The sequence below is a fragment of the Klebsiella sp. X13 genome, from assembly GCF_003323835.1.
GTDB classification, from domain to species: Bacteria; Pseudomonadota; Gammaproteobacteria; order Enterobacterales; family Enterobacteriaceae; genus Klebsiella; species Klebsiella ornithinolytica.
In genome coordinates this window covers 1,990,890-2,005,231 of the sequence record NZ_CP030874.1, presented here as the reverse complement: position 1 = coordinate 2,005,231, position 14,342 = coordinate 1,990,890, and the positions used below count along the sequence as shown (strand labels likewise).

Here is a 14,342-nt window from a genome sequence, read left to right as displayed (position 1 = left end):
CGACACCGGAGGATTATTCTTCTTCCTGGCTGTCATGCACCGTTTTGACTACGCGCACCAGATCGACACGATAGTCGTTCGCTTCGAGGACGGTAAACTGCAGCGGCGCCCGCTCAACAATATCGCCGGTACGCGGTATATGGCCGTTCACGGCAATGACCAGTCCGGCTACCGTCGCAATATCCTCATCTTCATCGACGATGTCATCGAGCCCGACCGCCTGCTGTAAGGCATGCAGATCGGTTGATCCTTTAATCAGCCAACCGTCGCCATCCGCGACGATTTCCGGCGTCTCATCGGCATCAGGGAACTCCCCGGCGATGGCTTCAAGGACATCCAGAGGCGTCACCAGCCCCTGCACCACGCCAAACTCGTTGGTCACGATGACGAAGCTTCCGCGAGCGCGACGCAGCACCCCCAGCAGATTGATAGGATCCAGCGTTTCCGGGACCACAATCGCCGGCGAAGCCGAGGCTAATGCGGCGACGTTCTCACCGGCCTCCAGCGCCACCAGCATCTCTTTGGCCCGTACGATACCAATGATTTCATCCAGTTCGCCCCGGCATACCGGGAACAGACTGTGCGGCGAAGAAAGCAGCTGACGGCGAATTTCTTCTTCGCTTTGTTCCGCATTCACCCAGCTGATTTCACCGCGCGGCGTCATGATGCTGCGCAATGAACGCTGTGCCAGGGTCAGGACGCCGTTAATCATATAGCGCTCTTCTTCCGCAAACGCCCCTTCCGGCACCGGAACCGGCGCCGGGCTCTCGCCATCGTGGCTCACGGCGTGCTGTTTGCGCCCGCCCATCATGCGCAGGATAGCGTCAGCCGTGCGTGCGCGTAACGGCAGCGTCGACTGGTGACGAATAAAGTTGCGTCGTGCCACCTGGTTGAAGAACTCAATGGTGATCGAGAAGCCGATAGCGGCGTACAGGTACCCTTTCGGAATATGGAAACCGAAGCCTTCAGCCACCAGGCTCAGGCCGATCATCAGCAGGAAGCTCAGACAGAGCACCACGACCGTCGGATGCTGGTTCACGAAACGGGTCAGCGGCTTAGAGGCCAGCAGCATCACCATCATCGCAATGACCACCGCGGCCATCATCACCGGCAGATGGTTGACCATCCCGACGGCGGTAATGACTGCATCCAGCGAGAAGACCGCATCCAGCACGACGATTTGTAACACCACCACCCAGAAACTGGCATAACCTTTACCATGACCGGCATCGTGCTGGCGGTTCTCCAGCCGTTCATGCAGTTCCGTCGTCGCTTTAAACAGCAGGAATATCCCCCCGAGCAGCATGATGAGATCGCGCCCGGAAAAAGAGAAATCCGCAATGCTGAACAGCGGTTTGGTTAAGGTCACCATCCACGAGATGACTGACAGCAGCCCCAGACGCATAAACAGCGCCAGCGACAGACCGATCAGCCGCGCTTTGTCACGCTGTTTCGGCGGCAGTTTATCCGCGAGGATAGCGATAAAGACCAGGTTGTCGATACCGAGGACGATTTCAAGGACGACCAGCGTCAATAAACCGACCCAGATAGAGGGATCCATTAAGAATTCCATGAGTTGCTCCAGTTCACGACAGACGGAGTCATCGCGATGTCACGCACGGCAGAGACAATCGTTGCTGGTAAAAAAGCGTAGCAGGTAGCGGTGGCAGAAAAATGCCAGAAGGTGAAAAGACGTCGATGAGGGTCCATACAGCGGGCTATGCCCTATACTCCTGAGTAATTAAACGGAAGCTAAACATAGCAAAAAATGGAGGAAGATTGGAAAAAATTTTACCAGTCTTTGCAATAGGTAAGCCTATTTTTTGCGCTGCGAAATTATTAATCGCAGATGCGTGATTAACGGATCTTCATCACATTAATTATTTTTTCACTATCTAAAATAATTCGCGGTAGTAATTATTTTAGATCTTACACCCTCACTGAATCGATTTTGTTCGCAAGAGTGATTCAGGATGTATCACCACAGATGATGCATTCACGATAATAAAGGAGGTAGCAAGTGACGATTGCTATTGTAATAGGCACACATGGTTGGGCTGCAGAACAACTGCTGAAAACCGCAGAAATGCTGTTGGGCGAGCAGGAAAACGTTGGCTGGATCGATTTCGTTCCCGGTGAAAATGCCGAAACGCTAATTGAGAAATACAACGCACAGCTGGCAAAGCTGGACACAACTAAGGGCGTGTTATTTCTCGTCGATACGTGGGGAGGTAGTCCATTTAATGCCGCCAGCCGCATTGTCGTCGATAAAGAACATTACGAAGTGATTGCTGGCGTCAACATTCCGATGCTGGTCGAAACGCTGATGGCGCGCGACGACGATCCGTCGTTCGACGAGCTGGTGGCTCTGGCGGTAGAAACCGGTCGCGAAGGCGTGAAGGCGCTGAAAGCGAAAGCGGTGGAAAAAGTCGCTCCGGCGCCGGTTAAGGCAGCAGCCAAAGCGGCAGCCCCGGCAAAACCAATGGGTCCGAACGACTACATGGTCATCGGCCTGGCGCGTATTGATGACCGTCTCATTCATGGTCAGGTGGCCACCCGCTGGACCAAAGAAACCAACGTTACCCGTATTATTGTCGTGAGTGATGAAGTGGCGGCGGATACCGTGCGCAAAACGTTACTGACTCAGGTTGCTCCTCCGGGCGTGACGGCCCACGTTGTCGACGTTGCGAAGATGATTCGCGTCTACAACAACCCGAAATACGCAGGCGATCGCGTCATGCTGCTGTTTACCAACCCTACCGACGTCGAACGTGTCGTTGAAGGCGGCGTGAAAATCACCACCGTCAATATTGGTGGTATGGCTTTCCGTCAGGGTAAAACGCAGGTGAACAACGCCGTTTCGGTCGATGAAAAAGATATTGAAGCATTTAAAAAGCTAAATGCCCGCGGTATCGAGCTGGAAGTCCGCAAAGTTTCCACCGACCAGAAACTGAAAATGATGGACCTGATTGGCAAGGTAACGAAATAACCTTGCGGGTCGCGCCCCAGTTTTCAACTTAAGACTTAATCAACAGGAGAAGTACAATGGAGATTACCCTTCTTCAGATTGTGCTGGTGTTCATCGTCGCGTGTATTGCGGGTATGGAGTCGGTACTTGATGAATTTCAGTTCCACCGTCCTCTGGTCGCGTGTACGTTGATCGGTGCCGTTCTCGGCGATATGAAAACCGGTATCATCATCGGTGGTACCCTGGAAATGATCGCCCTGGGCTGGATGAACATCGGTGCGGCGGTTGCGCCGGATGCCGCGCTGGCATCCATCATTTCTACCGTTCTGGTTATTGCCGGTCATCAGGGTATCGGCGCCGGTATCGCACTGGCTATCCCGCTGGCAGCAGCAGGCCAGGTTCTGACCATCATCGTTCGTACCATTACCGTAGCCTTCCAGCACGCGGCGGATAAAGCGGCGGAAAATGGCAACCTGACGGCGATTTCGTGGCTCCACGTCTCTTCGTTGTTCCTGCAGGCTATGCGTATCGCTATCCCGGCGGTCATCGTGGCTATCTCCGTCGGAACCAGCGAAGTTCAGGGCATGCTGAATGCGATTCCTGAAGTGGTCACCAGCGGTCTGAACATCGCCGGCGGCATGATCGTGGTCGTTGGTTACGCGATGGTCATCAACATGATGCGCGCAGGCTACCTGATGCCGTTCTTCTACCTTGGCTTCGTCACCGCTGCGTTCACTAACTTCAACCTGGTTGCGCTGGGGGTGATTGGCGCGGTAATGGCTATCCTCTACATCCAGCTGAGCCCGAAATACAACCGCGTAGCGGGTGCGCCAGCGCAGGCTGCTGGTAATAACGATCTCGATAACGAACTGGACTAACAGGTGAGCGAAATGGTTGATATGACTAAAAATACCACCGAGAAAAAACTCACTCCGAGTGACATTCGTGGCGTGTTCATTCGTTCTAACCTGTTCCAGGGGTCATGGAACTTCGAACGTATGCAGGCGCTGGGCTTCTGCTTCTCTATGGTACCGGCTATTCGTCGCCTGTATCCGGAGAACAACGATGCGCGTAAGCAGGCAATTAAGCGTCACCTGGAGTTCTTTAACACTCACCCGTACGTCGCAGCGCCCGTTCTGGGCGTAACGCTGGCGATGGAAGAGCAGCGTGCAAACGGTGCCGAGATCGATGATGGTGCCATCAACGGTATCAAAGTCGGTCTGATGGGGCCGCTGGCTGGCGTCGGCGACCCGATCTTCTGGGGTACCGTGCGTCCGGTATTTGCGGCATTGGGCGCCGGTATCGCGATGAGCGGCAGCCTGTTAGGCCCGCTGTTGTTCTTTATTCTGTTCAACGCCGTCCGTCTGCTGACCCGTTACTACGGCGTGGCATACGGTTACAGCAAAGGTGTCGATATCGTTAAGGATATGGGCGGCGGCTTCCTGCAGAAACTGACCGAGGGGGCGTCAATTCTCGGCCTGTTTGTCATGGGGGCGTTGGTTAACAAGTGGACGCATGTGAACATTCCGCTGGTGGTGTCAAAAATCACCGGTTCAGATGGTCAGGTTCACGTAACGACCGTACAGACTATCCTTGACCAGCTGATGCCGGGCCTGGTGCCTCTGCTGCTGACTTTCGCCTGTATGTGGCTGCTGCGTAAGAAAGTTAACGCCCTGTGGATTATCGTCGGCTTCTTCGTCATCGGTATCGTCGGCTACGCTATCGGCCTGCTGGGCCTGTAATAATCCTGTTGTCCGCCGGGGGCTTGCCCCCGGCTTTTTTTTCACTGGAGGATAGATGACAATCACGGATCTGGTGCTGATTCTGTTTATTGTTGTTCTGCTGGCGTTTGCCATTTATGACCAGTTTATTATGCCCCGTCGCAACGGCCCGTTACTCCTGGCCATCCCCCTGCTCCGCCGCAGTCGCGTTGACGGGATCATCTTCGTCGGCCTGATCGCCATTCTGATTTATAACAATATCATCAGTCACGGTGCGCTAATCACCACATGGTTATTATCTGCGCTGGCGTTAATGGGGTTGTTTCTGTTCTGGATCCGGACGCCGAAAATCATCTTCAAACCAACTGGTTTTTTCTTCGCCAATATCTGGATTGAATATAAGCGAATTAAAGCGATGAATTTATCGGAAGATGGCGTACTGGTGATGCAATTAGAACAGCGGCGCCTGCTTATTCGTGTACGAAACATCGACGATCTGGAAAAGATATACAAACTTCTCGTTTCAACTCAGTAAGTTACTAATATAGCCAACGCTATATTTCAGCGATTTCTGGCAGATGGATATATAGCCATGGCTATATTCCGTCTGCGCACTTTACTTATATTTATTAACGAATTATTTACCCATAAATTCAAATGAAAATCGTTATCATTTGGTTATCGAAATAAATAAATCCTGTTATTGTTTTATATTCTTAAAATATGTTAAGGTTGCGCCCGTCGTTGGGGAGTAGCCGGTTTCCTGCCTGCCAGGAAATGTGCGTGTCAACATACTCGTTGCAAAACGTGGCACGTACGGGTTGAAGAAGGTGTTCAATCAGGCGAGACCATAGACACATCACCGCTGTACGCATACCTGAATCGCGGGCTGCGTATATCTACTGGGGGCTGTGATGTGTCATATGGATTTTCCCCGGTCAGGACGCAATCATGAACATCTCCGCTACGATTCTTCTTGCCTTTGGCATGTCCATGGACGCCTTCGCGGCCTCTATCGGTAAAGGCGCCACCTTACACAAACCTAAGTTCTCCGAAGCGCTGCGCACCGGGTTAATTTTCGGCGCCATCGAAACGCTCACCCCGCTTGTCGGCTGGGGGATGGGGATGCTCGCCAGCCAGTTCGTGCTGGAGTGGAATCACTGGATCGCGTTCGTGCTGCTGGTCTTTCTCGGCGGACGTATGGTCATCGAAGGTTTTCGTACAACCGAAGATGAGGCGTGTGAAGCGCCTCGTCGCCATGGTTTCTGGCTGCTGGTCACCACCGCTTTCGCCACCAGTCTCGATGCGATGGCCGTCGGCGTCGGCCTGGCATTCCTGCAGGTAAATATTATCGCCACCGCGCTGGCTATCGGCTGCGCAACGCTGGTGATGTCGACGCTGGGGATAATGGTCGGACGGTTTATCGGCCCGCTGCTGGGCAAACGAGCCGAAATTCTTGGTGGTATTGTCCTGATGGGTATCGGCGCCCAGATTCTCTGGAGCCATTTCGCCGGTTAGTTCTCAGGCCTCACGCTGCCAGCAGTGAATCATAAAATCGGTCTGGCAGCGGAAAGTCGCCTGCGCGCGCAGCGTTTCACGCACCGCTGGCTTCGCCCGCCACGCGAATGGCGTCATCTGCAGCAGCGCTTCAGCCTCGGCCCCGGTCAGCTGCATCGGATAGGCCAGCTGCTGCTTCTGGCTTAATGTAAAACCGGCCATCTGTTCATGATTTTGCTCATGCAGACGCACCTCATCGTAAATCAACCCTTTCAGCTCCAGCAAATGACGCGGCCCCGGCGTGGCGGTAATGACCCAGCCGCCGGGTCTGACCACCCGTGCCAGCTCCTGCGCATTACAAGGGGCATAAATTCGCACCACCGCATCCAGGCTGGCGTCGTCGAACGGCAGACGCTGGCTCGATGCGACGCAAAAGTTAACCTGCGGATAGCGTCTGGCCGCCGCGCGAATGGCCGACTTTGAGACGTCCAGCCCCCAACAATGAGCGGCGATGGCGGCAAACGCATGGGTGTAATACCCTTCCCCGCAGCCGATATCAAGCAGGCGCTCAGGGGCAGCGACGGACAGAAAGTCGCTAATGGCATCACGCAGAGGTTGATAGTGGCCCGCGTCGAGAAACGCCCGCCGCGCCTGCATCATCTCCGCGCTATCGCCCGGATCGCGAGACCGCTTAAACTGCACCGGCAGTAAATTGACATACCCCTCTTTCGCCAGATCGAACTGGTGCCGCTGCGGGCAGATATAGCTATTATCGCGGCGGGAAAGCGGCGCGTGGCAAAGTGGGCAACTGTATGACATGACAACTCCGGTGTCGCTGAAAGGGCGAAAGTGTAGCGCTATTCGCCCTTTCAGACCACTGTTACAACGCCGGCGGAACGGCATCCCCGCTATGCATCACAATCAGATTTTCCGAACCTTGTGGCATACCGTCCGGCATCACATTTTCCAGCCGCAGCACATCTCCCATGATCTGGCTAAAGACCGGTGCAGAAACCGCCCCACCATAATAGGCGCCATTGCTGGGATCGTTAATCACCACCACCAGCGCAAACTGCGGACGACTGGCGGGCGCCACGCCTGCGGTATACGCCACATATTTATCGATATATTTACCGTCAGGACCGATTTTTTTCGCGGTCCCGGTTTTCACCGCAATGCGATAATCGCGCACCGCCGCTTTGGTTCCGCCGCCGCCCGGCAACGCCACGCTCTCCATCATATGCTCCACTTCATGCACTATCGGTTCTGGCATAACCCGCGTGCCGATAACCGGCGGGTCGATACGGGTAATCGAGAGCGGTCGTTCGATACCGAAGCCGCCGATCGTGGCATAAACGTGCGCCAGCTGCAGCGGGGTCACCATCAGACCATATCCGAAGGCAAAGGTCGCGCGGTCCAGCTGGCCCCAATAGCGCCGTTGCGGCATCAGTCCGGCGCTTTCACCGGTCAGCCCCAGCCCGGTCGGGTCGCCAAAACCGAACGCTTTATAGGTATCGATCAGGTGTTGAACCGGCATGGCCAGCGACAGATGCGAAACGCCGGTATCGCTGGATTTTTGCAAAATACCGGTCAATGACAGTTCGGGATAATAGCCAACGTCACGAATGCGGTGACCATCAAGCACAAAGGGATGGGTATCCACTACGCTGTCCGGCTGCACAATCCCCTGCTGTAACGCCGTCATCACTACCAGCGGTTTTACCGTCGAGCCTGGCTCAAAGGTGTCACTGATGGCGCGGTTGCGAAAATCATCGAGCCTGGCGTTGTCACGATTATTGGGATTGAAGTCCGGATAGCTGGCCATCGCCAGTATCTCGCCGGTATCAATCTTAATCAGTACCGCCGCCCCTGATTCCGCCTTATTCCAGTTCACGGCGTTATCCAGCGCATCTTCAGTCACCGTCTGCAGACGTTCGTCGATACTCAGCTGAATATTATGCGCAGGCACCGCCGGCATCTCGGTGATATTTTCAATCACGTGGCCATGACGATCTTTACGCACCAGCCGGCGCCCCGGCTTTCCGGTAAGCTGGACATTAAAGCTTTTCTCAATCCCCTCAATGCCCTGGTTATCGATATTAGTAAACCCCAACAGGTTAGCCGCCACGTGCCCCGCGGGATAGAAGCGGCGCGACTCATCGCGCAGGTTGATCCCTGGCAGGTGCAGTTTGTCGATCCATTCGGCCTGCTCCGGGTTAACCTGACGGGCCAGATAGATGAACCGCATATGCGGATGGCTCTCAACGCGTTTGGCCAGTTCGCTCAGATTGAGGTGCAGCGCCTCCGCCATCGCCTGCCAGCGCGGGTCATAGCCGACGCCGCCCTTTTGCATAATGGTTTGCGGGTCGGCCCAGATAGCGCTCACCGGCACGCTGACCGCCAGCGGGCGGTTCTCGCGATCGCTGATGGTTCCACGCTGTACATCGATGGGTTCTTCGCGCAACGAACGCATATCTTCTTGTTTCACCAGGTTATCTGGAGAAACGATTTGCAGCCAGGCTACCCGCCCCAACAGTATTCCGAGACACCCGAGAATTGCCACGCACAACAGCCCAAAACGAAGAGGGGTGAAATGAGCAACTGACTTATTTTTGTACTTTAGCACCGTAGCTCCAGCATTATATTGCAACCCTCTGATTTAACAGAAAATCGGCACAACAGGATGCGAAACTATGCGAATAAGGATGTTGTTTTGCAACAAAGCGCGACGGAGGGGGAAAAATGGAAATGTTTTGCAATAAAGACTAAAAAGCCCCGCAGAGGCGAGGCTTTTCTTACAAGATGAGTGGTCTTGAATCAGATAGCAGTAACGTTAACTGCTGCCGGACCTTTCTGGCCGTCCTGAATTTCGAACTCAACGTTCTGGCCTTCAGCCAGAGTTTTGAAGCCATTACCCTGGATAGCGGAGAAGTGTACGAACACATCTTTGCTGCCATCAGCCGGAGTAATGAAACCAAAACCTTTAGACTCGTTGAACCACTTAACTTGACCTTTAATCTTTGCCATTTGCAAAATTCCTTAGACTGTTTTCTTCGCCCACAGGCGCTTACATAGATAAAACTGACACATTACTGCATGAGGCACTAATATAAGGTTCGGCAGAGAAGCGGTATTCAACGACAACGTGTTTACTCAGGACTTCTTTACTGAAAATGCCACACATAAACAGAACTGTACCTCGTTTAACCCGAAAGGTGTTATCACATACAACGTAAATAATGGCAAGCCATTTTTAAACGTGTCTCGATCCTTCGCACAAATTATAAGGTAATCATTTGATCGCCTGCACATTTATGCGTCTTTGCCGCCCAGGGTTGCCCTCGCTGCTACCGTAGGATTCGCAATATAGCCAACCCCATGATTGCAACTTTTTTACCATAGCTCAACAACTTCGGTTCGTCCAGGTACCTGGCTATTCAGACACCACATTTTCAGCAAGCACCGTCAGGACCGGTGCATAATGATGCGTATAAAAGGTCATATCTATAGTTGAAATTTCGCTTAAATTCTGCGGAGGTAAAGATATAAAATCGTCACCCGCTCACGTTATAAATATTATTTATAATACAATTTAAACATGAAGCATTAATGACGATATTTTTCATCAGACAATTAAAACAGATTGTTATTATTTAATTTGATTAACTAAAAAATCAATGGCGTCAATAGCCAGAATTGAGAGCGGGAACACACTCAGGGCGCGAGGAAGTGTAACAAAACGATCGGGAAGGATAAGAAAAAGTTATAGCCTCTCCGTGATCCAGGTGCACACCGACGCGGTGCACACCTGTCAGTCAGTTACCGTTCGGCGACGAGACGGATAAAGTCGTCATCGTCTTTCTCTCCCGCCGAAGTCTTAGTAACCTCTTCTTTCTCAGGCTCATTGGCTTCACAGAGACGGCGCAGCAGCGCATTTTGCCGCTTTTGCTGGTCCAGTAACGCCTGCAGCAGTTCAATCTGCTGATTGGTGCGCGAACTTGCGCGATTAACAAAAAACCATAACAACAAACCGACAAGCAGCAGCACAACGGACAGTGCCAGCGATGCCAGATTTAAGATCCCAGGATTCAGTAACTCACTCATTTCACCACCTCAAAGAGAAGGCGTCCATTCTACCACTCGCGCAGCAGAAGGAAATCGGTCGTCATAAAAATGTCTTACCAGGGGATAAACTTGTTGATTGTGCAGATGCCGCTGAAAAACTGTACATCTTGATCGCACATTACGTTAAGCATCTGAGTCCACAGCAACAAACAGCCCGCTATGATGACTATCAGCAAAACCCAGCGTACTTTTTTCACTCCATTCTCCGCATCAGTATCAGATGTTTCCAGGATAACATGAGCATCTTAAACCGTGGCTAACTGTAATACGAAAGACAAGTTTAGGAATCATAGACTTGTTTCAATACGTGTAGCTGTCAAAATAGGCGCAGGGATAATGTAAACCATGAGGCAACAATGCGATTAATCATTCGTTCCATTGTAGTACTGGCTATCGTATGGATTGGGATATTATTGAGCGGCTATGGCATTCTTATTGGCAGCAATGAGAATGCTGCGGGACTGGGGCTTCAGTGTAAATATCTGACCGCTCGCGGCACCAGTACCGCACAATACGTTCATTCTGATAGCGGTATTATCGGTGTTACCGACTGCCCGATTTTACGCAAAAGCGAAACCGTTATCGACAAAGGTTAATGCGTAAAAGCGACAGCGGGAAACGTATTCCCGCTGTCGCTTAACTGACCAGGCTGCCCTTCGGATCAGAATGGATAGTCGTTATAGCCCATCTGTTCAGAAATCTTACGCGCCGCCGTGTGCAGCATCTCCACGTATTCACTCAGACGCTCTTCCGAGAAACGCAGAGTCGGGAAAGAGATACTCAGACCTGCAATCACCACGCCAAAGCGGTCGAAAACCGGTACGCCGATGCAGCGCAGTCCCTCTTCCTGTTCTTCATTATCTTCACCGTAGCCCTGCTGACGAACCTGATCCAGGACGCCAAGCAGCGCTTCCGTACTGGTAATGGTCCGCTCGGTGCTGCGTTTGTATTCGACGCCTTCAAGAATTTGCTCAACTTCAGCGCGATCGCGCCACGCCAGCAGCACTTTACCGATAGCGGTACTGTACAACGGGTTGCGGCGACCGATTCGTGAGTACATCCGCAGGTTGTACATCGAGTCGATTTTGTGGATATAGACGATGCTGTCTTCATCCAGCGCCCCCAGGTGGATCGTCTCTTTCGTCAGCCGCGAAAGTTCACGCATCTGGATATCGGCACTGCGGACCAGATCGACATTCTGTAGCGCACGCGCGCCCAGTTCGAACAGCTTGAGCGTCAGGGAGTATTTCTCGGATTCACCTTCCTGCGCCACATAGCCCAGCGATTTCATGGTTTGCAAAAAGCGATAAACGGTGCTTTTTGACATCATGACGCGCTGGGACAGTTCGGTTATGCCAATTTCACGCTCTTCACCAAGCGCCTGCAGAATGCCAAAAACTTTCAATACCGAAGAGACAGAATCTGGCTGCTTATCCAAATCTGCAACTGCCATTTATCACCTCATCGTAACTGTTTTATAAAAATCAGAACCGGTTTTTATTATAAATTCGCATCGCGCCCCCCGCAATCGTTCTTCTGCTCATTCGTTACAAATCTGCGACATACAGCCGAATAATCAATGCTAAAATCATTACTCAGAGAATAATTACCCTAAAGACATACATTCAACATGGATAAAAACATTTCCGATGGCCTGCCTTTGCCGCAGCGCTACGGCGCAATTCTGACCATCGTTTTAGGGTTAGCCATGGCGGTACTCGACGGCGCAATCGCTAACGTGGCCCTGCCGACTATTGCCACCGATTTAAACGCCTCGCCGGCGGCGTCAATCTGGATTGTCAACGCCTACCAGATAGCTATCGTGATTGCCCTTCTGCCGCTCTCTTTTCTCGGCGATATGTTTGGCTATCGGCGTATCTATAAAATCGGCCTTGCGCTGTTTACTCTGACCTCGCTCGCCTGCGCACTTTCCCATAGTCTGGAGATGCTGACCCTTGCCCGCGTCGCGCAGGGCCTTGGCGGCGCCGCCCTGATGAGCGTCAATACGGCGCTGATCCGGCTTATTTTCCCGCAGCGTTTTCTCGGACGCGGGATGGGGATTAACTCCTTCGTGGTGGCGGTTTCATCGGCCGCTGGCCCCACTATTGCGGCAGCGATTCTCTCGGTGGCCTCCTGGCAATGGCTGTTTTTTATTAATATTCCGCTCGGGATTGTTTCGCTTATCCTCGCCATGCGTTACCTGCCGGCGAACGTTGGCCGGAGCAAAATCACCCGTTTCGATCTTCCCAGCGCCATAATGAATGCGCTGACGTTTGGCCTGTTGATCACCGCTCTCGGCGGTTTTGCCCAGGGTCAGTCGGGACGACTCGTGCTTGCAGAAGTGGCCGCGATGCTGGTTATCGGTTTCTTCTTTGTGCGCCGCCAGCTGCAGATGCCGGTACCGCTGTTGCCGATTGACCTGCTGCGCATCCCGCTGTTTTCCCTGTCTATCTGTACCTCTGTTTGCTCGTTCTGCGCGCAAATGCTGGCGCTGGTTTCCCTGCCCTTCTTCCTGCAGTCGGTGATGGGCCGTAGCGAAGTCGAAACCGGCTTACTGCTGACGCCGTGGCCTCTGGCTACCATGGTGATGGCGCCGCTGGCGGGTTATATGATTGAGAAAGTGCACGCGGGATTACTGGGGGCAATCGGTCTGCTGGTGATGGCCTGCGGCCTGTTTGGCCTCGCGCTGTTGCCCTCCTCGCCTTCCGATCTGGATATTATCTGGCGCATGGCGCTGTGCGGCGCCGGTTTTGGCCTGTTCCAGTCGCCGAACAACCATACCATTGTCTCTTCCGCACCGGCCCAGCGCAGCGGCGGCGCCAGCGGAATGCTGGGGACCGCGCGACTGCTCGGTCAAAGTACCGGTGCGGCGCTGGTTGCCCTGCTACTTAACCTGCAGGGCAACGGCGGCACCCACAGCGCACTGCTGCTGGCCGGTGGGCTGGCGGTGATTGCCGCAACCGTCAGCGGGCTTCGCGTAACCCAGCCCCGTCCGGGACAATAGCCGCTCTCCTCAGGCTTCAGCCCAAAAAAAATCCGCAGCCCGGGGGCCGCGGATTTTTTAGCTATTCTGCAACAACGTTACTTCAGGTATTCGCCACTGCGCAGCGCTTCAATACGCTTATCCAGCGGCGGGTGAGTCATGAACAGTTCGCTCATTGACTTCGCCTTACCGTTAATGCAGAACGCCATCATGCTGCTGGCTTCCTGCGGTTCATAGCTGGTTTTCAGGCGCTGCAGCGCGGCAATCATTTTCTCACGCCCAACCAGTCTGGCAGACCCGGCATCGGCGTGGAATTCACGATAGCGCGAGAACCACATGGTAATAATGCTGGCCAGAATACCGAACACCAGTTCCAGCACGGTCGCTACGGCAAAGTAAATCAGCGGGTTACCGTTGCTGCTTTCACTGTCATCCCGGTTTCCGCCCAGGAAGCCGGCGGCAATCTGCGCGATAACACGCGAGATAAAGATAACGAAGGTGTTCACCACCCCCTGAATCAGCGTCATAGTGACCATGTCACCGTTGGCGATGTGGCTGATTTCGTGGGCGATGACCGCTTCGGCTTCGTCACGACTCATGTTTTGCAGCAGCCCGGTGCTCACGGCGACCAGAGAAGCATCGCGGCGGGCGCCGGTGGCAAACGCGTTGATATCCGGCGCATGGTAGATGGCGACCTGCGGCATGCCAATACCCGCCTGCTGCGCCTGCTGTGCGACGGTGTTCATCAGCCAGCGTTCTGTTTCATTGCGCGGCTGCTCAATCACTTCCCCACCCACGGATTTCAGTGCCATCCATTTCGACATCATCAGCGAAACGATCGATCCACCAAAACCAAAAAGCAGCGCCATGATCAGTAACCCGGTCATGCTGCTTGACTGAATTCCCGTCAGGCTTAACACCAGCCCGAATACCACCATCACCGCCAGGTTGGTCAACAGGAAAAGCGCGATTCGCATCATAATTTTCTTTTAACCTCGATTTAACAAAACGCACTATGCGATTACCCATATCGTATGGGTAGAACGCC

The 14,342-nt window shown here is 53.3% G+C and carries 16 protein-coding genes; 7 read left to right on the top strand and 9 right to left on the bottom strand.

Annotation, left to right across the window (positions count from 1 at the left end; translation table 11 throughout):
* Window positions 1-13: 13 nt before the first annotated feature.
* A complete protein-coding gene (gene yoaE / locus DSD31_RS09570) occupies window positions 14-1,573 on the bottom strand; it encodes a CNNM family cation transport protein YoaE (RefSeq protein WP_004863902.1) in 1,560 nt (519 codons plus the stop codon).
* Window positions 1,574-2,020: 447 nt separating this feature from the next.
* On the opposite strand from yoaE, the gene manX reads away from it, so the two are divergent.
* From manX to mntP, 5 genes are all read left to right on the top strand, one after another.
* The gene (manX, locus tag DSD31_RS09565; RefSeq protein ID WP_004863905.1) at window positions 2,021-2,989 is read left to right on the top strand and encodes a PTS mannose transporter subunit IIAB; all 969 of its coding nucleotides are present in this window, start codon (window positions 2,021-2,023) and stop codon (window positions 2,987-2,989) included.
* A gap of 56 nt (window positions 2,990-3,045) precedes the next feature.
* The gene (locus DSD31_RS09560) at window positions 3,046-3,846 is read left to right on the top strand and encodes a PTS mannose/fructose/sorbose transporter subunit IIC (protein ID WP_004863908.1); all 801 of its coding nucleotides are present in this window, start codon (window positions 3,046-3,048) and stop codon (window positions 3,844-3,846) included.
* A 12-nt stretch (window positions 3,847-3,858) separates the two neighbouring features.
* Window positions 3,859-4,710 carry a PTS mannose transporter subunit IID gene (locus DSD31_RS09555; protein ID WP_004863911.1) on the top strand — a complete coding sequence of 284 codons (852 nt, stop codon included), beginning with the start codon at window positions 3,859-3,861 and terminating at the stop codon, window positions 4,708-4,710.
* A gap of 55 nt (window positions 4,711-4,765) precedes the next feature.
* Window positions 4,766-5,224 (top strand): DUF986 family protein, encoded by a 459-nt coding sequence (locus tag DSD31_RS09550; protein ID WP_004863915.1) that lies wholly within the window; start codon window positions 4,766-4,768, stop codon window positions 5,222-5,224.
* A 416-nt stretch (window positions 5,225-5,640) separates the two neighbouring features.
* The gene (gene mntP / locus DSD31_RS09545; RefSeq protein ID WP_004863916.1) at window positions 5,641-6,207 is read left to right on the top strand and encodes a manganese efflux pump MntP; all 567 of its coding nucleotides are present in this window, start codon (window positions 5,641-5,643) and stop codon (window positions 6,205-6,207) included.
* A gap of 3 nt (window positions 6,208-6,210) precedes the next feature.
* Here the strand turns inward: mntP and rlmA are convergent, their stop codons facing one another.
* The 6 genes from rlmA to mgrB form a co-directional block, all read right to left on the bottom strand.
* Window positions 6,211-7,005, bottom strand: a complete 795-nt coding sequence (rlmA, locus tag DSD31_RS09540; protein WP_113991001.1) for a 23S rRNA (guanine(745)-N(1))-methyltransferase — start codon at window positions 7,003-7,005, stop codon at window positions 6,211-6,213.
* Window positions 7,006-7,066: 61 nt separating this feature from the next.
* Window positions 7,067-8,812: a peptidoglycan glycosyltransferase FtsI gene (gene ftsI, locus DSD31_RS09535; RefSeq protein WP_088883849.1), complete on the bottom strand. Its 1,746-nt coding sequence runs from the start codon at window positions 8,810-8,812 to the stop codon at window positions 7,067-7,069.
* Between the two features lie 191 nt (window positions 8,813-9,003).
* Entirely contained in the window at window positions 9,004-9,213 is a 210-nt protein-coding gene (gene cspE, locus DSD31_RS09530) for a transcription antiterminator/RNA stability regulator CspE (RefSeq protein ID WP_001062678.1), read from the bottom strand.
* A gap of 40 nt (window positions 9,214-9,253) precedes the next feature.
* Window positions 9,254-9,370: a DUF2627 domain-containing protein gene (locus DSD31_RS09525; RefSeq protein WP_049267871.1), complete on the bottom strand. Its 117-nt coding sequence runs from the start codon at window positions 9,368-9,370 to the stop codon at window positions 9,254-9,256.
* A 635-nt stretch (window positions 9,371-10,005) separates the two neighbouring features.
* The gene (locus DSD31_RS09515; protein ID WP_004863926.1) at window positions 10,006-10,290 is read right to left on the bottom strand and encodes a YebO family protein; all 285 of its coding nucleotides are present in this window, start codon (window positions 10,288-10,290) and stop codon (window positions 10,006-10,008) included.
* Between the two features lie 74 nt (window positions 10,291-10,364).
* Window positions 10,365-10,508, bottom strand: a complete 144-nt coding sequence (gene mgrB, locus DSD31_RS09510; RefSeq protein WP_015584020.1) for a PhoP/PhoQ regulatory lipoprotein MgrB — start codon at window positions 10,506-10,508, stop codon at window positions 10,365-10,367.
* Between the two features lie 159 nt (window positions 10,509-10,667).
* Here mgrB and DSD31_RS09505 point away from each other — a divergent pair, with 159 nt between their 5' ends.
* Entirely contained in the window at window positions 10,668-10,907 is a 240-nt protein-coding gene (locus DSD31_RS09505) for a YobH family protein (RefSeq protein ID WP_004863927.1), read from the top strand.
* 65 nt (window positions 10,908-10,972) lie between these two features.
* Here DSD31_RS09505 and kdgR read toward each other — a convergent pair whose 3' ends face one another.
* Window positions 10,973-11,764: a DNA-binding transcriptional regulator KdgR gene (gene kdgR, locus DSD31_RS09500; protein WP_004863930.1), complete on the bottom strand. Its 792-nt coding sequence runs from the start codon at window positions 11,762-11,764 to the stop codon at window positions 10,973-10,975.
* Between the two features lie 177 nt (window positions 11,765-11,941).
* Between kdgR and DSD31_RS09490 the strand changes: the two genes are divergently transcribed.
* Window positions 11,942-13,315: an MFS transporter gene (locus DSD31_RS09490; RefSeq protein WP_015584019.1), complete on the top strand. Its 1,374-nt coding sequence runs from the start codon at window positions 11,942-11,944 to the stop codon at window positions 13,313-13,315.
* A 77-nt stretch (window positions 13,316-13,392) separates the two neighbouring features.
* Here DSD31_RS09490 and htpX read toward each other — a convergent pair whose 3' ends face one another.
* Window positions 13,393-14,274 (bottom strand): protease HtpX, encoded by an 882-nt coding sequence (gene htpX / locus DSD31_RS09485; protein ID WP_004863936.1) that lies wholly within the window; start codon window positions 14,272-14,274, stop codon window positions 13,393-13,395.
* Between the last annotated feature and the right edge of the window lie 68 nt (window positions 14,275-14,342).